The organism is Actinophytocola sp. (assembly GCF_050699935.1).
Taxonomy (GTDB): Bacteria; Actinomycetota; Actinomycetes; order Mycobacteriales; family Pseudonocardiaceae; genus Actinophytocola.
In genome coordinates this window covers 21,073-41,177 of sequence record NZ_JBOHGB010000055.1, presented here as the reverse complement: position 1 = coordinate 41,177, position 20,105 = coordinate 21,073, and the positions used below count along the sequence as shown (strand labels likewise).

Genomic DNA, 20,105 nt, shown 5'->3' with positions numbered 1-20,105 from the left:
GCCGTGTCCCGGTGGGCGGCGGCGCCAGCCGTGTCCCGGTGGGCGGCGGCGCCAGCCGTGTCCCGGTGGGCGGCGGCGCCAGCCGTGTCCCGGTGGGCGGCGCGGCCCCGTGTTCGCCGTCTCCGCGGATCACGGCAGGGAACACGTACCGGGTCAGCACGAAGGCGATCGCCACGATGATCATCGGGCCGTAGATCCACGCGGTCCAGTGCGGCATCGAGTCCTCCCGTCGGTGGAGGAATCGTGACGCCGCGCCAGTGCGTAACACACAACCCGGAGCGAAGGTCGGCACCGGACCCTCCGCATCGCACAGCACCCCTAGCATGTGGGTGGCACGTACGAGCTGCGGGAGGGCTGGGCCGGTCATGAGGTGGTTCCGCCGGCGCGACCGGGACCCCGTCCCGGAGCGGCCCGACCCGCGCACGCTCGCCGAGCGGTTCTGGTGCGGCTGGCAGGAGCTGCTGCCCGAGGTCGCCGCCGCGCTCGGCGACCGGGAGCCGGGCCGCGTGGAGAACCAGCTCTGCGAGCTCGTCGCCGGCCTGCACCCGGACCTGCACTTCTCGATCGAGCGTGGCCAGCGGGCGATCTACGCGCTCGTCGTCACCGGCCAGGAGGACCCGCGGCTGCGCCCGTTCACCGACGCGTGGCAGCGGGCCGCGCCACCGGAGGACACGATCTGGGAGTACCACGACTCGGTGCCGGCGGTGCCCGACCCGACCCTCGTGACCGTCAACCTCGGCCCGCACCGCATCTCGCTGGCGGAGGTACGGGTCGTGGCGCAGGTCGACGAGGCCGCGGGCGTCGTCGACGTGGCCGTGCACCACCCGGTGATGGCGTCGCTGGACGAGGCGGCCCGCTCGGCGATGACCTACCTGCCGCTCGACGCGGCGCTGGGGGAGCGGCTCGCGGCCGAGCGGCTGCGCCGGGTGGAGACGGCCGAGGCGGAGCCCGCGGACACGATCGGACTGCTCGAGCTGCGCACGCTCGTGCGGGACCTGGCGGGCTGAAAACCGTCGGTGGCGCGCACTAGTCTGCGATCGTGACCAGTGCGGACAGTGCGGACGGCGACGTGACAGTGCGGGCCGAGGGCGTCGAGGACGTGCCGGCGGCGGTCCGGGCGCGGCACGGCGCGCTGGCCGAGGAGATCAACGGCCACCGTTTCCGCTACTACGTCCTCGACTCGCCGACGATCTCCGACGGCGAGTTCGACGCGCTGTGGCACGAGTTGCTCGCGCTGGAGGAGAAGCATCCGGGGCTGGTCACGCCCGAGTCGCCGAGCCAGCACGTCGGCGGCACCTTCTCCACCGAGTTCGCGGCCGTGGACCACCTGGAGCGGATGCTCAGCCTGGACAACACCTTCGACGCCGACGAGCTCGGCGCGTGGGTCGACCGGGTGGAGAAGGAGCTCGGCACCACGTCGTACCTGTGCGAGCTCAAGATCGACGGGCTCGCGATCAACCTGCTGTACGAGCAGGGCCGACTGACCCGCGGGCTGACCCGTGGCGACGGGCGCACGGGCGAGGACGTCACGCTGAACGTGCGCACGCTCGACGGGGTGCCACACCAGCTGAGCGCCAGCGACGAGTTCCCGGTACCGAAGCTGGTCGAGGTCCGCGGCGAGGTCTACTTCCGGCTCGCGGACTTCGAGGAGCTCAACGCCCGCCTCGTCGAGGCCGGCAAGCCCGCGTTCGCCAACCCGCGCAACACCGCGGCGGGCTCGTTGCGGCAGAAGGACCCCAAGGTCACGGCCAGCCGCAAGCTCAGGCTGATCTGCCACGGGCTGGGCAGGCGGGACGGCTTCGAGCCGGCGCGGCAGTCGGAGGCGTACCGAGCGCTCGCGGCGTGGGGGCTGCCGGTGTCGCCGCACACCAAGGTCGTCTCCTCGCGCGAGGAGCTGTTCGCGCACCTCGACTACTGGGGCGCGCACCGCCACGACGTCGAGCACGAGATCGACGGCATCGTGGTCAAGGTCGACGAGGTGGCCAAGCAGCGCCGGATGGGGTCCACGTCGCGCGCGCCGCGCTGGGCTATCGCGTACAAGTACGCCCCGGAGGAGGCCACGACCACGCTGCTGGACATCCAGGTCAACGTGGGCCGCACCGGGCGGGTCACGCCGTTCGCGGTGATGGAGCCGGTGAAGGTGGCCGGCTCGACGGTGTCGCTGGCCACGCTCCACAACGCCGGCGAGGTCGAGCGCAAGGGCGTGCTGATCGGCGACCGCGTGGTGATCCGCAAGGCGGGCGACGTGATCCCGGAGGTGCTCGGCCCGGTCGCGGACGCGCGCGACGGTTCCGAGCGCGAGTTCCGGATGCCCACGACCTGCCCGTCGTGCGGCACGACGCTGGCGTACGAGAAGGAGGGCGACGCCGACATCCGGTGCCCCAATGCGCGGTCGTGCCCCGGGCAGCGCAAGGAGCGGCTGACCTACATCGCCGGCCGGTCGGCGCTGGACATCGAGGTGCTGGGCTACGAGGCGGCGGCCGCGCTGATCGACTCGGGTGTCCTCGGCGACGAGGGTGACCTGTTCGACCTCGACGAGTCGCGGCTGCTGGAGGTGGAGCTGTTCCGCACCAAGGCAGGCACGCTGTCGGCCAACGGCCAGAAGCTCCTGGCGAACCTGGAGGTGGTGAAGCGGCGTCCACTGTGGAAGGTCCTGGTCGCGTTGTCGATCCGCCACGTCGGGCCGACGGCGGCGCGGGCGCTGGCGCAGGAGTTCGGCTCCCTCCCGCGGATCATGTCGACCCCGGAGGAGGAGCTGGCGGCGGCCGAGGGCGTGGGCCCGACCATCGTGACGGCCATCAGGGAGTGGTTCGCGACGGACTGGCGGCGCGAGATCGTGACGAAGTGGCAGCGTGCCGGGGTGCGCATGGAGGAGGAGCGCGACGCGTCCATCCCCCGCAACCTCGACGGTCTGTCCATTGTGGTCACCGGCAGCCTGCCGACGTTCTCGCGCGACGAGGCCAAGGAGGCGATCCTGGCCCGCGGCGGCAAGGCGGTCGGCTCGGTGTCGAAGAAGACGTCGTTCGTGGTGGTGGGCGACTCGCCGGGGTCGAAGTACGACAAGGCCGTGCAGCTGAAGGTCCCGGTCCTGGACGAGGACGGCTTCCGGGTGCTGCTGGCCGAGGGGCCCGACGAGGCCACCAAGGTGGCGACGATCGGCGACGACACGTCGGCATCGGACCCCGACGCCGATGAGTGAGGTGACGATCCGCCGGGCACGTGAGCCGGAGCTGGCCGAGGTCGGCACGTTGACGGTCGAGGCTTACCGGGCCAGCGGCTACCTGGAGGCCGACAGCCCGTATGCGCTCAAACTGGCGGACGCCGCGCTGCGCGCCCGGGAGGCGGAGGTCTGGGTGGCGGTCGACGAGCCCGACACGGTCCTGGGCACGGTGACGATGGCGCCGCCGACGTCGCCGTGGGCGCAGGTGGCCGGGCCGTGGGACCTGGAGTTCCGCATGCTGGCGGTCGGGGCGGCGGCGCGAGGCCGTGGCGTCGGTGAGGCCCTGACGCGGGCGGTCCTGGAACGCGCGGCGGAGCTGGGCCTGACCGGCGTGGTGCTGAGCAGCTCGACGGAGATGACGACCGCGCACCGGATCTACGAACGCCTGGGCTTCCGCCGGACTCCCGACAAGGACTGGAGCCCGTCGTCGGGCACCGAGCTGGTGACCTACCGCCTGGACCTTGGCTGACCGAAGTCGCCCAGGACCGAACCGATGGCCGAGACGGCGTCGGCGATCTCGGACGATGTCCGGGCCGCGTACCCGAGCACCAGCCCGGGCGCCCCGTCGCGCTGCCGGTGCCACGACAGCGGCTGCACCTTGACCCCTCGCTCCAGCACCGCTCCCGCCAGCGCGACGTCCGAGAACGACCCCGGAAAGGTCACCGTCAGGTGTAGCCCCGCGGCCGCCCCGTGCACGGAGGCTCCCGGCAGCGAGGCACGGATCGCGGCGATCATCGCGTCCCGGCGCCGGCGATGCCGCGGCCGGAGGTACCGCAGCTGCTGCTCCAGCGCCCCCGACTCCATCAGGTGCGCCAGGACGAACTGCGCCAGCACACCGTTGCCCAGGTCCGCATTCCGTTTGGCCGCAACGACATCCGCGTGATGACGCGGTGGCACCAGCAGCCACCCGATCCGCAGCGCCGGCGCGAGCAGCTTCGACACGCTGCCCGCGTAGCACACCCGCGTCGACACCATCGAGCGCAGTGCTGGGACGGGCGGGCGGTCGTACCGGTGCTCCGCGTCGTAGTCGTCCTCGATGATCACGCCGCCGGACGACGCCCAGTCGAGCAGCTCGCGGCGGCGCTCGCCGGAGAGCACCACGCCGGTCGGGAACTGGTGGGCCGGCGTCACGAGCACGGCCGGCGCGGTCAACGCCGACACCCGCAGGCCGTGGGAGTCCACCGACACCGGTGGCGTGGCCACGCCCCAGTTCCGCAGGTGCTGGCGGGTACCGAGCGAACCGGGATCCTCGACCGCGATCGCCGGCAGCCCCAGCACCTGTGCCAGCAGCCCGAGCGCCTGCGACACCCCCGCCACGATCACGACCTCGCCCGGGTCCGCACGGATCCCGCGGTTGCGCGCGAGCCAGTTCGCCACCGCCTGTCGCAGCGACGACGTTCCCCGTGGGTCGCCGTAGCCGAGGTCGGACGCGGACAGCGAACCGAGCACGGTCCGCTCCGCCCGCAACCACGCCGCCCGCGGGAACGCCGCGAGGTCGGGCACGCCCGGCGTCAGGTCGACCCGTGCCGGCGCCTCGCGCAGCGCGTCGAAGACGTCCAGCCCCGGCGGCCCGGCGAACGGCCCCGCGTTCGGGCCCGCGGTCGGGTCCGTGGTCGGCGCCGCCGTCGGCTCGGTGGACGGCGAACCCGGCTCGGCGGAGGCGGGCGAGGTGACCGGCGCGGCCACCACGATCGTCCCGCCACGGCCCCGGCCCACGACGTGCCCGTCCTCCACCAGCCGCTGGTAGGCCTCCGTCACCACGCCGCGCGAGACCCGTAACTCCGCGGCCAGGACCCGGGACGCGGGCAGCCGGCTACCGATCGGCAGGCGGCCGTCGGAGATTGCCGAGCGGAGGCGGTCCGCCAGCCACGCCGACCGGCCACCCGCGGGCGCGTTCGCGATCGAGAGCTGCAGGAAGTCCGCTCCGGTTATGGACCTCTCGGTTATCTCCGATTTGGACCTGTTCACCGGACCATTGTGCCGGCACAGTCAACGGCGTGACCGCGATCGACAGTCCCACGGCGTACGTGCACGGATACGGACCCCACGAGACCCGCCGCCTCGGCGACCAGGCCGACACGCTCGCGAGCCTGCTCCACGCCGGCACCGCCTACCCGGCGGGCAGCCGCGTCCTGGAGGTCGGCTGCGGGATCGGCGCGCAGACCGCCCACCTCGTCGCTTCGAGCCCCGGCGCGCAGATCGTCGCCATCGACCGGTCGCCCGAGTCGCTCGCGACGGCCCGCGCGCGGGTCGCCGCCCCGGTGGAGTGGCTCCGCGCCGACCTGTTCGACCTGCCCTTCGCCGACGGTGAGTTCGACCACCTCTTCGTGTGCTTCGTCCTCGAGCACCTGCGCGAGCCGGTCCGGGCGCTCGAGGGCCTGCGCCGGGTGCTGGCGCCCGGTGGCACGATCACCGTCATCGAGGGCGACCACGGCTCGGCGTTCTTCCACCCGGACAGCCCCGCCGCGCGGACCGTGATCGACTGCCTCGTGACGCTGCAACGGTCGGGCGGCGGCGACGGGCTGCTCGGCCGCCGGGTCGAGCCGCTGCTGACCGCGGCCGGCTACCGCGACGTCACGACCCGACCGTGCACCGTGTACGCCGACCGCACCAGGCCCGATCTCGTGGCGGGCTTCACGCGCAACACGTTCATCGCCATGGTCGCCGGCGTCCGCGCGGAGGCGCTCGCCGCCGGCCTGGTCACCGAAACCGAGTGGCGGCGGGGAATCGACGCACTGCACCGCACCGCCGAGGACGGCGGCACCTTCCACTACACGTTCTTCAAGGGCACGGCGCGGAAGTAGGTGGCGAGCACCTGGTCCGCGAGCTGTCCGGGCCCGTGCCGGTCCGCCCGTAGGACGAGGGTGTCCGGCGGCAGCGCGGCGCGGGCGGCCACGCAACGCTCGACGTTGCGCAGCCGGAAGGCGCGCGCGTCGGCGTCGGCCCGCGGGTCGTCCGGGTCGAGGACCTGAGCGTCGATGCGGCGGCGCAGCTCGTCGGCCGGCACGTCGAGGAACACGTGCCGGAGGGACACGCCCGCCGCGGCGATGAGCCCGAAGATCTCGTCGCGGTGGCCGGTGTCGACGAGCGTCATCGGTGTGATGACGGGCCGCCCGTACTCGCGGTGCAGGCCGACGGCGAACTCGGCGGTGAGCCTGCGCCACAGCGGCATGTCCTGGAAGTCCCCGCCCTCCGGCGCGGGCGCCCACGCACGCAACAGGAAACCGATGTACTCGGGATCGAACGGCAGCGCGTCCGGCACCCGGCGGTGCAGCTCCTCGGCCAGGGTGGTCTTGCCGGCTCCGAACGCTCCATCGAGCCAGAGGATCATCCTCAGCCCGACAGCACGACCGCGACGATCCCCGCCAGGTGCGCGAGCCGTGCCACCTCGGCGGCCCGGAACATCGGTCCGCCCGGTCGCCCCACGAGCAGCACCCGGTCCGGCTTGCCCAGGGGAGTGGCGGCGAGCTCCGTGCCCAGCTCCCGCCAGGTCTCCGGCACCCACGCCTCCTCGCCGTCCAGCACGGTCGCCCGCGCCAGCGGCAGCCACGGCAGGTCCAGGGTGCGCAGCTGCGGCGCCGCGGTGCTCGCGGTCAGCGTCTCCGCGCCACCCTCGGCCGGGCCGACGACCAGGGCCCACCCCGCGCGAATGATGCGCGGCACGCCCTCGGTGAAGATCGTCAGGCCCTCGTCGGGCTGTGCGGCGACCTCCTCCACCAGCTCGAGCTCCCGGTGCGTGTCCAGCACGCCCGCGTATGGCCGCACCGCGTCGACCTCGACGTCGGTCACCGACTCGGCGGCGGTGATCAGCACGTCCGGCAGCCTGCCCTTCGGCAGCTCCACCACCAGGTCGTCGATCGCCACGCCGCCGGTCCGCTCCACGACGTCCACGCTCAGGATGTCGGCACCGATGTGGCCGAGCGCCGTCGCCACCGCGCCGAGCGCACCCGGGCGGTCCGGTAGCTGCACTCGGATCAGGAAGGACAAGGCGAACGCCTCCTGCTACTTCGGTGGTGACCCCGCGTCACTGCCGGTGTCGATCTCATGCCGGCCGACGATTGTCGCAGACGCCAGCATGCCGCCACACCAGGCGTCCGCACCACGGGATCGACGAGCCTGTGACCAGCTTGCCACCTCGATAACCCGTTCGGGCCGTGTACGGCGCTGGAAATAGACTCCGACCGACCCCTAGTTAACGAGACGCCAGCCCAGGGAGTACGTCCAGTGCCCAACATCTCGCGCGACGAGGTAGCCCACCTCGCTCGCCTGGCCAGGCTAGCCGTCACCGAGGACGAACTGGACACGTTCGCCGGCCAGCTGGACGTGATCCTCCAGTCGGTGGCCCGGGTCGGCGAGGTCGCGGCCGACGACATCCCGCCGACCTCGCACGCCGTGCCGCTGCGCAACGTCTTCCGCGACGACCTCCCCCGCCCGGGTCTCACGCAGGCGCAGGCGCTGGCCGGCGCGCCGGCCGTCGAGGATGGCCGCTTCCGCGTGCCGCGCATCCTGGGGGAGGAAGCATGACCCTCCTTGTGTCGACCTCGAGGCCAAACCGGGCCGCGGGCTTCCCAACCGCACCTCAGGGGAACGTGACGCAAGCCAGCCACAAGTACGTGACCAAACAGGATCGTCCCTCTACCGACGTGACCACAACATCTAATTCGGGGGAGGCGGACCAGTCATGACCGAGCAGACCCGTATGACCGCGGCCGAGCTGGCCGCCCGGATCCACTCGGGCGAGGTCTCCTCCGTCGAGGTCACCCAGGCGCACCTGGACCGGATCGCCGCCATCGACGCGACCGTGCACGCGTTCCTGTACGTCGACGCCGAGGGCGCGCTCGCCGCCGCCCGCCGGGTCGACGAGGACGTGGCCGCGGGCCGTCCCGTCGCCTCGCCGCTCGCCGGCGTGCCGCTCGCGCTCAAGGACGTCTTCACCACCGCGGGCATCCCGACCACCTGCGGCTCCAAGATCCTCGAAGGCTGGGTCCCGCCCTATGACGCGACGGTCACCCGCAGGCTGCGCGAGGCCGGGATCGTGGTGCTGGGCAAGACGAACATGGACGAGTTCGCGATGGGCTCCTCCACCGAGAACTCCGCGTACGGGCCGACCCGCAACCCGTGGGACCTCGACCGGATCCCGGGCGGCTCGGGCGGCGGCTCGTCCGCCTCGCTCGCCGCGTTCGAGGCGCCGCTCGCCATCGGCACCGACACCGGCGGCTCGATCCGCCAGCCCGCATCGGTCACCGGCACCGTCGGCGTCAAGCCGACCTACGGCGGCGTGTCGCGCTACGGGCTCGTCGCGTTCTCCTCCTCGCTCGACCAGGGCGGGCCGTGCGCGCGGACCGTGCTCGACGCGGCGCTGCTGCACGAGGTCATCGGCGGGTACGACCCGATGGACTCGACGTCCATCGACGCGCCCGTGCCGCCGGTGGTCGCGGCCGCGCGCGCGGGTGCGGACGGTGACCTGTCGGGCGTGCGGGTCGGCGTGGTCCGCGAGTTCGCCGGCGAGTGGTACCAGGACGGCGTGACCCGGTCGTTCCAGCAGGCGGTCGAGACGTTGCGTGGGCTCGGCGCCGAGATCGTGGAGGTCTCCTGCCCGCACTTCGACTACGGGCTGCCGGCGTACTACCTGATCGCGCCGAGCGAGTGCTCGTCGAACCTGGCCCGGTTCGACGCGATGCGCTACGGGCTGCGGGTCGGCGACGACAACGGGAACAGCGCCGAGCAGGTCATGGCGCTCACCCGGGAGGCCGGGTTCGGCGCGGAGGTCAAGCGCCGCATCATGATCGGCACCTACGCCCTGTCGTCCGGCTACTACGACGCCTACTACGGCCAGGCGCAGAAGGTCCGCACGCTGATCACGCGCGACTTCGAGGCCGCGTTCGCCGACCTCGACGTGCTCGTCTCGCCGACCACGCCGACGACCGCGTTCCGCATCGGCGAGCGCGTCGACGACCCGGTGGCCATGTACCGCGCGGACCTGTGCACGATCCCGGCCAACCTGGCCGGCACCCCCGCACTGAGTATCCCTTGTGGACTGTCCGAAGAGGATGGTATGCCGGTCGGCCTGCAGGTCATGGCCCCGGCACTGCAGGAGCAGCGCATGTACCGCGTGGCCGCCGCGTTCGAGGCCGCCCGCGACGCCGCCCAGGGCGGCCCACTGATCAACCGGGTTCCGCAGCTGGAGGTCGCCCGATGACTGTCACCGCGGACGTGCTGGACTACGACGAGGTCGTCGAGCGCTTCGACCCGGTGCTCGGGCTCGAGGTGCACGTCGAGCTGAACACCGGCACGAAGATGTTCTGTGGCTGCCTGACCGCGTTCGGCGCGGAGCCGAACACCCAGGTGTGCCCGACCTGCCTAGGCCTGCCCGGCTCGCTGCCGGTGGTCAACGGCAAGGCGGTCGAGTCGGCGATTCGCATCGGGCTCGCGCTGAACTGCGACATCGCCGAGTGGTGCCGGTTCGCGCGCAAGAACTACTTCTACCCGGACATGCCGAAGAACTTCCAGACGTCCCAGTACGACGAGCCGATCGCGTTCGGCGGCTCGTTCGCGATCACGCTGGACGACGGCACCGTGGTCGAGGTGGGCATCGAGCGGGCCCACATGGAGGAGGACACCGGCAAGTCGCTGCACGTCGGCGGCGCGACGGGACGCATCCACGGCGCCGAGCACTCGCTGCTGGACTACAACCGGGCGGGGGTGCCGCTGATCGAGATCGTCACGAAGCCGATCACCGGCACGGGTGCCCGCGCGCCGGAGGTGGCCCGTGCGTACGTGACCGCGCTGCGGGACCTGCTGCGCGCGCTGGACGTGTCGGACGTGCGGATGGACCAGGGCTCGCTGCGCTGTGACGCGAACGTGTCGCTGATGCCGCGCGGTACGGCGGAGTTCGGCACCCGGACGGAGACGAAGAACGTCAACTCCTTGCGCAGCGTCGAGCGCGCGGTGCGCTACGAGATGACGCGGCAGGCCGCGGTGCTCGCCGGCGGCGGGGCGATCCTGCAGGAGACCCGGCACTTCGACGAGGCCACCGGGACCACGTCGGCCGGCCGGCGCAAGGAGACCTCGGAGGACTACCGGTACTTCCCGGAGCCGGACCTGGTGCCGATCGCGCCGTCCGCGGAGTGGGTGGAGAAGCTGCGCGCGACGCTGCCGGAGCTGCCGTGGCAGCGGCGGAAGCGGATCCAGGCGGAGTGGCGGCTATCGGACCTGGAGCTGCGCGACCTGGTCAACACGGGCGCCATCGACCTCGTCACGTCCACAGTGGACGCGGGGGCGACGCCGGACCAGGCACGCGCGTGGTGGGTCAACTACCTGTCCCAGGAGGCGAACTCGCGCGGCGTCGAGCTGGGGGAGCTGCCGATCTCCCCGGCGCAGGTGGCGCGGGTGGCGGCCCTGGTCGCCGAGGGGAAGCTGACGAACAAGCTGGCCCGTGACGTCGTCGACGGCGTGCTGGCCGGCGAGGGCGAGCCGGACGAGGTCGTGGCCGTGCGCGGCCTGGCCGTGGTCTCGGACGACTCGGCCCTGTACGCGGCGGTCGACGAGGCCCTGGCCGCGCAGCCGGACGTGGCGGAGAAGATCCGCGGCGGCAAGGTCCAGGCCGCGGGCGCGATCGTCGGCGCGGTCATGAAGGCCACCAAGGGCCAGGCCGACGCCAAACGCGTCCGCGAGCTGATCCTCGAACGCTGCACCTGACCCCGCGAGTCCAACACTGGGGACGCGCGAGTCCAACACTGGGGACGCGCGAGTCCAACACTGCAGACCCGCGAGTCCAACGCTGCGGACCCGCGAGTCCGCGGTTGCGGGCGCCGCGAAAGTTGGACTCGCGGGTCGCGAACGTTGGACTCGCGGGTCGCGAACGTTGGACTCGCGGGTCCGGAACGTTGGACTCGCGGGTCGCGAACGTTGGACTCGCGGGGTGGGGCGGGATTGTCGGACCGCGCGGTTACGATGCGCGGCGCGATGACAGCGAAGTACGCCGTACTAGGGCCCCTGCAGATCACCGGTCACGACGGTCGGGGGTTGCGGCTGCGCGGTGACCGGCAGCGGTCGCTGCTCGCCATGCTGCTCTTCCACGCCAACAAGCAGGTTCCCACCGACCGCCTCGTCGACGCGCTCTGGCCCGACGTCCCGCCCAAGTCCTACGCCTCCAACCTGCACACCTACGTCTCCCGGCTCCGCAAGCGGCTCGGGCCCATCGACAACACCGGCAGCGGCTACCGCCTCCGCGTCGACGACGACGACCTCGACCTGCTCGTCTTCCGCCGGGAGGCCGCGAAGGGCCGGGCCACCCGCGATCCCCGCGCCGCCGCCACCCATCTGCGTCGCGCGCTCGCCCAGTGGCGGGACCAGCCGCTCGCCGACCTGACCGTGCCGCCGCTCGACGCCGAGGTGGCGAGGCTGGAGGCGGAGCGGTTCGCCGTCTTCGAGGACTGGGTCGAGGCCGAGCTCGCCGCCGGCCACCACGCCGACCTGATCGGCGAGCTGTTGGCCGCCGTCGCCGAGCACCCGTTGCGCGAGCGGCTCGTGGGCCTGCTCATGACCGCCCTGTGGCGCTCCGGCCGCCAGGTCGAGGCCCTCGCCGTCTACCGCGACACCCGCGCGACGCTGATCGACGAGACCGGCGTCGAGCCGGGCCCAGAGCTCCGCGAGGTCCACGTCGCCATCCTGCGGGGCGAGGACGAGCCCCCGGCCTGGCCGATCCGCCAGCTTCCCGCCGAGGTCCTCGACTTCTCCGGACGCCGCGAGCTCGTCGACGAGCTGACCGCCACGCTCGCGCGGCGGCGCACACCCGTCGTCGTGCTCAGCGGTGAGCCCGGGGTCGGCAAGAGCATGCTCGCCGTCCGCGTGGCGCACCGTGTCCGCGACGCCTTCCCCGACGGCCAGCTCTACGCCCACCTCGCGGGAGCCACCGACCCGCGCGAGGTCGGCGACGTGCTCGCGGACCTGCTCCGGACGCTCGGCGTCACGGGCCCGGCCATCCCCGACGACGTGCACGCCAGGGCCGCCGTCCTGCGCAGCCGCCTCGCCGACCGCACGGTCCTGCTGGTCCTCGACGACGCGGCGAGCCCCACGCAGATCCGCGACCTGCTCCCGGGCACGAGCAGCAGCGCCGTGCTCGTCACCAGCCGCCGGAGGCTGTCCGGGCTCGCCGGCGCCCACCGCGTGACCGTCCCGCCGTTCACCGACGCCGAGGCCGCGGAGCTGCTGGAGCGGGTCGCCGGCGCGCGGGTCGGCGGGGACCCGGCTGGCGCCGGGCGGATCGCCGCCGCCTGCGGGAACCTGCCGCTCGCGCTGCGGATCGCCGCCACCCGGCTGTCGCTGCGCCCGCAGCTGCGCCTGGGCGAGCTTGCCGACCGGCTGGCCGACGAGCGGCGCCGGCTCGACGAGCTGACCGTGAGCGACCTGCAGGTCCGGCCCGGTCTGGCGCTGAGCTACGAGGCGTTGAGCGAGCCCGCTCGGTACCTGTTCCGGCTGCTCGGCATGGTCGACGTCGGCAACCACCCGGCCTGGGCGCTGGCCGTGCTGCTCGACGGGCCCGAGGGCGAGGCCGCGGTCGAGGAGCTGGTCGAGTCCAGCATGCTGCAGCCCGCGGGCGTGGACGCCTGCGGCGAGCCCCGGTTCGTCATGCACGACATCGTCCGCGCGTACGCCACCGAGCTGGCGCACGGGCTCGCCGGCCTGCCCGAGCGCGAGGTCGCCGGCACGCGGCTGGTCCACGCGAGCTACACGCTGACCGACCAGCTCGTCCGGCGGCTGCCGCGCGTCACGCCGCTGCCCGAGCCGGACGAGGACGTGCCGGCCCCGCCGATCCCGGGCGAGACCCGGCGCCGGCTGCTCGCCGACCCCGAGGCGTGGTTCGCGACCGAGCGGCCCGCGCTCGTCGCCGGCATCGGCCGGCTGTGCCGGGTCGACGAGTTCCGCGACGGCCAGTATGTGCTCGCCGCGGACCTGTTCGACCGGTTCGCCGCGTACCTGTGGCTGCACGGCTACTACGCCGACCTGCGCTGCTGTGCCGACGCGCTGGTCACCGCCGCCCGCGCGGACGGCAACGAGCTCGTCGAGGCCCGGGCCGAGGCCGTGCTCGCCCGGCTGCTGCACGTCCGCGGCCGGTACGCCGAGGCCGTCGCGAAGTACCGCTGGTGCGCGGACCGGTTGGCCCGCCTGGACGATCGCCGCACCGGCGGGTGGGTCCTGACCAACCTCGCGGACTGCCTGACCGGGCTGGGCGAGCCGGAGGAGGCGTTACGGCTGGCCGACCGGGCCGCGGTGGACGGCGAGGACGACTTCGCCACGCTGTCGGTGCTGCGGACGCGTTCGGCGGCGTTGAACCGGCTCGGTCGGCCGAAGGAGTCGGTGCTGATCGACACCGAGGCGCTGGCGGTCGCGCGGCGCGTCGGCGAGCCGCGGACGGTCGCGCTGGCGTTGCAGAATCTCGCGTGGAGCCTCGCGCTGACCGGCGAGCTGGACCGGGCGGCGGTCGCCGCGGGCGACTCGGTGTCGTTGCTGCGCGGCACCACCGCGCGCTCGTCGCTGGCCCGCTCGCTGCGCACGCTCGGCGCGATCCACGCCGGGCAGTGCCGTCGGGCGGACGCGGTCGAGGCGTTCGCCGAGGGCAGGCGGATCGCCGAGGAGATCAACGAGCGGCCGCGGGAGCTGTCGTGCTCGCGGGCGATCGCGGCGAGCCTGGTCGGGACCGGCCGGGCCGCGGAGGCGGTTCCCGAGCTGCGGCGCTGCCTCGCCGCCTACCACGAGATGGGCAGCCAGGCGTCGATGACGGTCACCCTGCGGCTGCTGGCGGCCGCGTACGAGGCGACCGGCGAGCGGACGGCCGCGACGGCGGCGCGGGAGGAGGCAGACCGCCTCACCGATCCGCGCGACGCGAGCACCACGACGCTCATCGGCCTGCTGCTCAACCTGACGGTCCCGTGAACGAACGTGTGCCGGACGCGCTCCCCACGCGCCCGGCACCCGGCCTTCCCCGACAAGGCGACCGTCCCCTACGCGGTCGCCTCGGCGTGGCGGCCTGGTGCGGCCGCCTTGGCGTGGCGGCCGTTGGCCGGCAGCCAGGTGAAGATGATCGAGAGCACCGCGCCGAGCAGGGTGACGAACGAGAGCATGGCCATGCTCGTCGTGGTCTCGTCGGCGACGATGACCCCGGCGAACGCCATGGTGAGCAGCGCGAACGTGGTGAGCAGGACGCGGGCCCAGGTGGCGGCCCGGCGTATCAGCAGGGCGAACACGAGGAGTGCGGCGCCCGCGGCCAGCGCGAGGTAGCCGCGCATGGCGAAGGTGGACTCGAAGTCGTCGAGCGACGCGTAGCCGGCGAGGACCACGGCGGACTCGAGGTTCTCGTCGGTCAGCGCCTCGGCGGGCAGCCCCGAGTCGACCAGGATGTCCTTGATGAGGTCGCTGCCGCCGGTGGCGATCATGATGCCGTTGACGATCGAGACGATCGCGGTGAGCACTGTGACGACGATGGCGGCGGTGAGCGTGCCGGGGCGACGGGCCGCCGATCTCTCGGGCGTCACGGGGTATGCGGACACGTGCGTGCTTCTCCTTGACTGACTTGCCGGATGGGGATGACCCGCGAGGCGCGGCACCCTCGGTCCGCGCGGTCACCAGGCAGGCACGCTAGAAAACCCGTCCACACGGAACACACACAGAACCCCACCCCGCGAGTCCAACGCCCCGGACCCGCGAGTCCAACGTTCCGGACCCGCGAGTCGAACGTTCCAGACCCGCGAGTCCAACGCCCCGGACCCGCGAGTCCAACGCGGGTCTCGCCACCCGCGCCCGCCGCCGCTTGACGGACTTACGTTGTAAGAATAGAGTGCCTTACGCCGTAAGTTCGACCGGCGACACGAGAGGCGGAGCGGACATGAGCACGGACCAGACGCGGAAGGTCTGCATCGTCGGCGCCTCGGGCAAGCTCGGGCAGTACATGGTTCGACACGCGCTCGACCGCGGCTACGAGGTCGTCGGCGTGTGTCGCGAACGCAGCGTCGGAAAGCTCGCCGCGCTCGCGGACCGGATCACGATCGTTCCCGGGCCCACGAACGACCGAGAGGTGATCCGGAAGGCGGTCGCCGGATGCGACGGCGTGCTGACCGTGCTGGCTCCCTGGGGCGTGCGGCAGTACTCGTCGGGTACGGCGCAGGCGGTGCTCGACTACGCCGACCCCGACGCGCGCCTGGTCTTCTCGTGCGGCTGGCACATCACCCGGGACGGCCAGGACCAGTACTCCTGGACGTTCAAGGCGACCGTCCGGATCGTCACCTGGCTGGCCCGCCTCGCGCGCGTCGTCGAGCTCGACGACCAGGTGGAGGCGTGCCGGCGGATCTTCGCCAGCGACCGGCGGTGGACCGTCGTCCGCGGGAGCGACCTCGAGGAGGGCGAGAGCCAGGGGCTGCCCGTGTGGAGCCGCCACGTCGGCGACCCGGTCCTCGCGAGCAACCTGACGCGGCGCGTGGACTTCGCCCTGTTCATGGTGGAGGCGCTCACCGACGACACGCTCATCCACGAGGCGCCGGCGATCGTCGGGTGCCTCTCGCCCAGCGCGCTGACCCACGCCGGCGATGGTCGACCCCCCGAGCCTGCCGGGGACACGTCCTAGTCGGGGCCGCCGCCGCCTCCGCCTTGGAGGACGGTGATCAGGACGGCGCGGTCGTCGCTCGACACCGGCTTGCCGCCGTCCTTGTTGACCGTGCCCGCCACGGCCAGGCCCTCGTTCATCAGGTCGAACCCGGACATCCGCCCGAAGCCCTCGCCGTCCGCCATCGTGACCTCGGGCTTGCCGCTGAACGAGCCGTCCTGGGCCAGCGGCAGGTTCTGCAGGTTCCCCGCCCGCTCGGTCACGACCCACACGCCGTCCGGCGTGGACGCGCAGCCCGCCACCCCGGGCCTGTCCGGCCAGCTCCACGCCGGGGCGCCCAGCGGCTCGCCCAGCTGCAGCGCGTACAGCCGGTCACCGCTGGGTGTCTGGTCGGTGACCCACAGGCGTGAGCCGTCCATCGAGCCGCACACGCCGCCCGGCGAGTACAGGCCGTTGGCGACGATCCGCGCAGGGGTCGGGTTGTCCGGCGCCGGCTGACCGGTCCCGTCGAGGCGCAGCACCTTGCCCGCCAACGAGTTCGGGTTCCGGGCCAGCGCCGGATTGCCCGCATTACCGGTCGCGAGCAGCAGCGCGCCCCGGTGGTCGAGCCCGAGCGTCCCTTTGTTGCCGGTCGGCCCCCGCGGGATCCCGGTCAGCACCGGCTTGGGCGTGTCACCGGGCGCGATGCGCACCAGGCGGTTGTCGGTCGGCGTCGTGACGTACGCGAACAGCAGCTGGTCCTCGGCGTACGTGGGGGAGAGCGCCAGCCCGGTCAGCCCGCCGTCGGACCGCGCGTCGACCGGCACGGTCGCCACCACCTGCGGCTCCACGCCCTGCTTGACCCGCAGGATGCGGCCGGTGTCTCGCTCGCCCACCAGCGCGGCCGGCTCCTGGCCGTCGCCGGGCAGCGCGGCCACGGCCACGACCGTCGACATGCAGGTGCCGATCACCGCCGGGTTGTAGTCCGTGCAGCCGTTCGGCGGCGGAACCTCGGACGGCCGGGGTCGCTCGGTCTCGGCCGTCCCGCCGGTGGCGCCCTCGTCACCGGGCAGCTCCGGGTCGGGTGCGGCCTGCGGCGTCAGCTCGTCCTGCGGATGCCACTCCGCCGGCTGGTCACTGAAGGTGGCACAACTCGCGGTCAGCAGGGCACCGCCGACCGTCACACCGGCCACCAGCGTCCGCCACCGCACTCCCATGTCCTCCAAGCTAGGTCCAGGACCGTGAACCTCACGTGAGAGGGTGGCTGGTGTGACGATCACCGTGCTGGTACCCGACGAGCAGGGGGTCGCCGCGCTCGCCGGCATCGACGGCGTCCGGGCGCTCACCTACGCCGCGGAGGATCCGGACGCGCCACTCCCCGCGCGCGCCGACGAGGCCGAGGTGCTCGTGCCCAGCTTTCTCGCCGAAGTCGACCCGGCCGCGTACGTGAACCGGCTGCCGAACCTGCGGCTGATCCAGCTCATGACCACCGGCGCGGAGACCTGGATCGGCCGTGTCCCGGACCACGTCATGCTGTCCACGGCCCGCGGCGCGCACGGCGGCAGCACCGCGGAGTGGGCGCTCGGCGCGCTGATCGCCGTCTACCGGGAGCTGATCCCCTTCGAGCACGCGCGACAGGCCCGCGAGTGGCAGCGCCGGCCCACGGAAACGTTGCAGGACAAGCGGGTCCTGGTGCTCGGCGCGGGCGATCTGGGCCGGCGGATGCGCCGGCGCCTGGAGGCCTGCGACGCGGCCGCCACCCTCGTCGGCACGACCGCCCGCGAGGGCGTGCACGGTATCGACGAGCTGCCGGCCCTGCTCGGCGCACACGACGCCGTCGTGCTGATGGTGCCGCTCACCGACGCGACGACCGGTCTCGTCGACGCGGACTTCCTCGCCCGCATGCCGGACGGCGCGATCCTGGTCAATGCCGCGCGCGGCAAGGTCGTGCACACCGACGCCTTGCTCGCCGAGCTGCGGGCGGGCCGGCTGCGCGCCGCGCTCGACGTCACCGACCCCGAGCCGCTCCCACCCGACCATCCATTGTGGACAGCGCCCGGGCTGCTGCTGACCCCGCACGTCGCGGGCAGTGTGCACGACTACCGGCGCCGCGCGTACGCGGTGGTAACCGCCGAGGTGGCCCGGTACGCGAACGGCAAGGACCCGGAAAACCTGGTGTACGGAGCGTATTGATGCGACGTGCCCTCCCAATGGAGTAGCCCGATGCCCTACTCTGCGCTGGGTGACTACTGACGACAACCGCTCTCGGGCTGCGGGCGGTTACTCAGATAGCGGCCTGTTCGATCGTGGCGGAGACAGCGACTACGCCAGATCGGACGCGGACTTCGACGACGCCGGGTACTCCAGCGCGCAGACCACGGTGCTACCCGGCGCCACCTCTCCCTTCGACAGCGACTTCGACAGCGTTCTCGCTGAGGAGCCGAGCAAGCCACCCATCGCGTGGCACGGCGGGCTGGACTTCGGCCTGCTGGTGCTCAGACTGGTCCTCGGTGGCCTGTTCGTGGCACACGGCTTGGACAAGCTCTTCGGCTGGTTCGACGGCCTCGGCCGCGGCGGCACCGAGCAGCTGCTCACCGGGTTCGGCTTCACCGAGCCGGCGATCCTCACCTGGGTCCTCGCGATCAGCGAGACCACCGGTGGCGCGCTGCTCATCCTGGGCCTGTTCACGCCGATCGGCGCGGCCGCGGTCCTCGGCGTGATGGCGAACGTCATCGTCGTGAAGGCGGACTGGAGCCTGTTCCTCGGCGGTGTCGAGCTCGAGATGATGTACGCGGGTGCGGCGTTCGCGCTGCTGTTCACCGGCCCCGGCCGGGTCGCGCTCGACCGCAACACGCACTGGTTCGGCAAGGCTCCCGCGTACGGGTTCGTGTTCCTCATCATCGCGGCGGGCGCGGCCGCGGTGACCCTGTTCGTCTTCCGCTGAACGGGAAGCGGAGGATGGACCCGTGCCATCCGCGCTTCCCGACGGCGACGCAGCGCCATCCGACGGCCAGCTGCCCGAGCCCGCCCTGCGGGGGCTCGGGCGCCGGCCGTTCGGCGTCTACGTCCACGTGCCGTTCTGCGCGACGCGGTGCGGCTACTGCGACTTCAACACCTACACCGCGGCAGAGCTGGCGTCCTCGCCCGCCTCCCCGGTGTCCTGGTTGGATGGTCTGCGCCGCGAGCTCGAGCTGGCCGCGTCGGTCCTCGGCTCCCCACCGCGCGTGGACACGGTGTTCGTCGGCGGCGGCACGCCGTCACTGCTCGGTGCCTCCGGCCTCGCCTCCGTGCTCGACGCGATTCGTGCGAGCCTCGGCCTCGCGGACGGTGCCGAGGTCACGACGGAGTCCAACCCCGAGTCCACGTCGCCGGAGTTCTTCGTGGGCATCCGGGAGGCCGGCTACACGCGGGTGTCGCTCGGCATGCAGTCCGCGGCGCCGCACGTGCTCGCGGTCCTCGACCGGACGCACACGCCGGGCCGCGCCGTGGCCGCCGCCCGCGAGGCGCACGAGGCCGGGTTCGCACACGTCAACCTGGACCTGATCTACGGCACGCCGGGGGAGCGCGCGGCGGACCTGGCCGCGTCGCTCGACGCCGTGCTCGATGCGGGTGTCGACCACGTGTCGGCATACGCGCTGATCGTCGAGCAGGGCACCGCGCTCGCCCGCCGCGTCGCCCGCGGTGAGCTGCCCGCTCCGGACGACGACGTGCTGGCGGACCGCTACGAGCAGGTCGACGCGACGCTGTCCGCGGCCGGGCTGCACTGGTACGAGGTGTCCAACTGGGCACGCGGGACGGCCGCGTGGTGCCGGCACAACCTGGGCTACTGGCACGGTGCGGACTGGTGGGGCGCCGGGCCGGGGGCGCACAGCCACGTCGGTGGGGTGCGCTGGTGGAACGTGAAGCACCCGGCCAGGTACGCGTCACTTCTGGCGTCCGGCCGGTCCCCGGCGGCCGCCCGCGAGGTGCTGTCCACTTCGGACCGTCGGCTGGAGCGTGTGCTGCTGGAGCTGCGCCTGGTGGACGGCCTCGTGATCGACGCCCTCGATCCCGCCGCGCGACAGGAAGCCCGCACGATGGCCGAGGAGGGCCTGCTCGACCCGGCCGCGCTGAAGGGCGTGAACGGCCGCTTCGGCCGCTGCGTCCTCACCCTCCGCGGCCGGCTCCTGGCCGACGCGGTCGTCCGCCGCCTGACCTAGCCGCTGGTCGCTGTCCGGCTTGCAGGGCGCGGCAGCGTGAGTCCATTGAGGACCACTCGCAGTCACGGCGCGGGCTGGTCAATCACGCGGCTGGTCCTCGTCGGCGCGG

17 protein-coding genes and 1 pseudogene are annotated in these 20,105 nt (G+C 72.9%); 12 read left to right on the top strand and 6 right to left on the bottom strand.

All coding sequences use genetic code 11. The annotated features are described in order from the left end of the window. Positions 1-217 (bottom strand): annotated as a pseudogene (locus ACRDTB_RS19060) (hypothetical protein); the annotation flags it as partial. Between the two features lie 148 nt (positions 218-365). On the opposite strand from ACRDTB_RS19060, the gene ACRDTB_RS19055 reads away from it, so the two are divergent. Genes ACRDTB_RS19055 through ACRDTB_RS19045 form a run of 3 tightly spaced genes read left to right on the top strand, consistent with a single transcriptional unit; the run spans position 366 to position 3,689 of the window. Further along, entirely contained in the window at positions 366-1,007 is a 642-nt protein-coding gene (locus ACRDTB_RS19055) for a hypothetical protein (protein ID WP_431432060.1), read from the top strand. A 32-nt stretch (positions 1,008-1,039) separates the two neighbouring features. Then, a complete protein-coding gene (gene ligA, locus ACRDTB_RS19050) occupies positions 1,040-3,199 on the top strand; it encodes an NAD-dependent DNA ligase LigA (protein ID WP_431432058.1) in 2,160 nt (719 codons plus the stop codon). Further along, complete coding sequence (locus tag ACRDTB_RS19045) at positions 3,192-3,689, top strand: GNAT family N-acetyltransferase (RefSeq protein ID WP_431432056.1); 498 nt, start codon at positions 3,192-3,194, stop codon at positions 3,687-3,689. The genes ligA and ACRDTB_RS19045 overlap by 8 nt, the downstream gene beginning before the upstream one ends. On the opposite strand, the gene ACRDTB_RS19040 is transcribed toward ACRDTB_RS19045, so the two are convergent. Beyond that, entirely contained in the window at positions 3,668-5,188 is a 1,521-nt protein-coding gene (locus ACRDTB_RS19040) for a PLP-dependent aminotransferase family protein (protein WP_431432053.1), read from the bottom strand. The genes ACRDTB_RS19045 and ACRDTB_RS19040 overlap by 22 nt on opposite strands. Positions 5,189-5,217: 29 nt before the next feature. On the opposite strand from ACRDTB_RS19040, the gene ACRDTB_RS19035 reads away from it, so the two are divergent. After that, positions 5,218-6,024 carry a methyltransferase domain-containing protein gene (locus ACRDTB_RS19035; RefSeq protein WP_431432051.1) on the top strand — a complete coding sequence of 269 codons (807 nt, stop codon included), beginning with the start codon at positions 5,218-5,220 and terminating at the stop codon, positions 6,022-6,024. On the opposite strand, the gene ACRDTB_RS19030 is transcribed toward ACRDTB_RS19035, so the two are convergent. After that, a complete protein-coding gene (locus tag ACRDTB_RS19030) occupies positions 5,991-6,551 on the bottom strand; it encodes an AAA family ATPase (RefSeq protein WP_431432049.1) in 561 nt (186 codons plus the stop codon). The two genes, ACRDTB_RS19035 and ACRDTB_RS19030, sit on opposite strands and share 34 nt — an antisense overlap. A 2-nt stretch (positions 6,552-6,553) precedes the next feature. Then, positions 6,554-7,207 carry an amino acid-binding protein gene (locus tag ACRDTB_RS19025; RefSeq protein WP_431432047.1) on the bottom strand — a complete coding sequence of 218 codons (654 nt, stop codon included), beginning with the start codon at positions 7,205-7,207 and terminating at the stop codon, positions 6,554-6,556. 237 nt (positions 7,208-7,444) lie between these two features. Here ACRDTB_RS19025 and gatC point away from each other — a divergent pair, with 237 nt between their 5' ends. The 4 genes from gatC (at position 7,445) to ACRDTB_RS19005 (ending at position 14,155) form a co-directional block, all read left to right on the top strand. After that, positions 7,445-7,744, top strand: a complete 300-nt coding sequence (gatC, locus tag ACRDTB_RS19020; protein WP_431432044.1) for an Asp-tRNA(Asn)/Glu-tRNA(Gln) amidotransferase subunit GatC — start codon at positions 7,445-7,447, stop codon at positions 7,742-7,744. Positions 7,745-7,901: 157 nt separating this feature from the next. Continuing rightward, positions 7,902-9,419 (top strand): Asp-tRNA(Asn)/Glu-tRNA(Gln) amidotransferase subunit GatA, encoded by a 1,518-nt coding sequence (gene gatA / locus ACRDTB_RS19015; RefSeq protein ID WP_431432043.1) that lies wholly within the window; start codon positions 7,902-7,904, stop codon positions 9,417-9,419. Further along, positions 9,416-10,918 (top strand): Asp-tRNA(Asn)/Glu-tRNA(Gln) amidotransferase subunit GatB, encoded by a 1,503-nt coding sequence (gatB, locus tag ACRDTB_RS19010; protein ID WP_431432041.1) that lies wholly within the window; start codon positions 9,416-9,418, stop codon positions 10,916-10,918. Before gatA ends, gatB begins: the two co-directional genes overlap by 4 nt. Before the next feature lie 267 nt (positions 10,919-11,185). Then, complete coding sequence (locus ACRDTB_RS19005) at positions 11,186-14,155, top strand: BTAD domain-containing putative transcriptional regulator (protein ID WP_431432039.1); 2,970 nt, start codon at positions 11,186-11,188, stop codon at positions 14,153-14,155. A 68-nt stretch (positions 14,156-14,223) separates the two neighbouring features. Here ACRDTB_RS19005 and ACRDTB_RS19000 read toward each other — a convergent pair whose 3' ends face one another. Next, a complete protein-coding gene (locus ACRDTB_RS19000) occupies positions 14,224-14,769 on the bottom strand; it encodes a hypothetical protein (protein WP_431432038.1) in 546 nt (181 codons plus the stop codon). Between the two features lie 335 nt (positions 14,770-15,104). Between ACRDTB_RS19000 and ACRDTB_RS18995 the strand changes: the two genes are divergently transcribed. After that, positions 15,105-15,839 (top strand): NAD(P)-dependent oxidoreductase, encoded by a 735-nt coding sequence (locus tag ACRDTB_RS18995; RefSeq protein WP_431432036.1) that lies wholly within the window; start codon positions 15,105-15,107, stop codon positions 15,837-15,839. On the opposite strand, the gene ACRDTB_RS18990 is transcribed toward ACRDTB_RS18995, so the two are convergent. Further along, positions 15,836-17,014 carry a PQQ-dependent sugar dehydrogenase gene (locus ACRDTB_RS18990; protein WP_431432035.1) on the bottom strand — a complete coding sequence of 393 codons (1,179 nt, stop codon included), beginning with the start codon at positions 17,012-17,014 and terminating at the stop codon, positions 15,836-15,838. The genes ACRDTB_RS18995 and ACRDTB_RS18990 overlap by 4 nt on opposite strands. A gap of 43 nt (positions 17,015-17,057) precedes the next feature. Here ACRDTB_RS18990 and ACRDTB_RS18985 point away from each other — a divergent pair, with 43 nt between their 5' ends. The 3 genes from ACRDTB_RS18985 to hemW are packed head-to-tail and all read left to right on the top strand — an operon-like array spanning position 17,058 to position 19,996. Continuing rightward, entirely contained in the window at positions 17,058-17,990 is a 933-nt protein-coding gene (locus tag ACRDTB_RS18985; RefSeq protein ID WP_431432033.1) for a 2-hydroxyacid dehydrogenase, read from the top strand. A 49-nt stretch (positions 17,991-18,039) separates the two neighbouring features. Next, positions 18,040-18,741: a DoxX family protein gene (locus ACRDTB_RS18980; RefSeq protein ID WP_431432031.1), complete on the top strand. Its 702-nt coding sequence runs from the start codon at positions 18,040-18,042 to the stop codon at positions 18,739-18,741. 22 nt (positions 18,742-18,763) lie between these two features. Beyond that, on the top strand, positions 18,764-19,996 hold the full coding sequence (gene hemW, locus ACRDTB_RS18975; protein ID WP_431432030.1) for a radical SAM family heme chaperone HemW: 1,233 nt from the start codon (positions 18,764-18,766) through the stop codon (positions 19,994-19,996). Positions 19,997-20,105 lie beyond the last annotated feature (109 nt).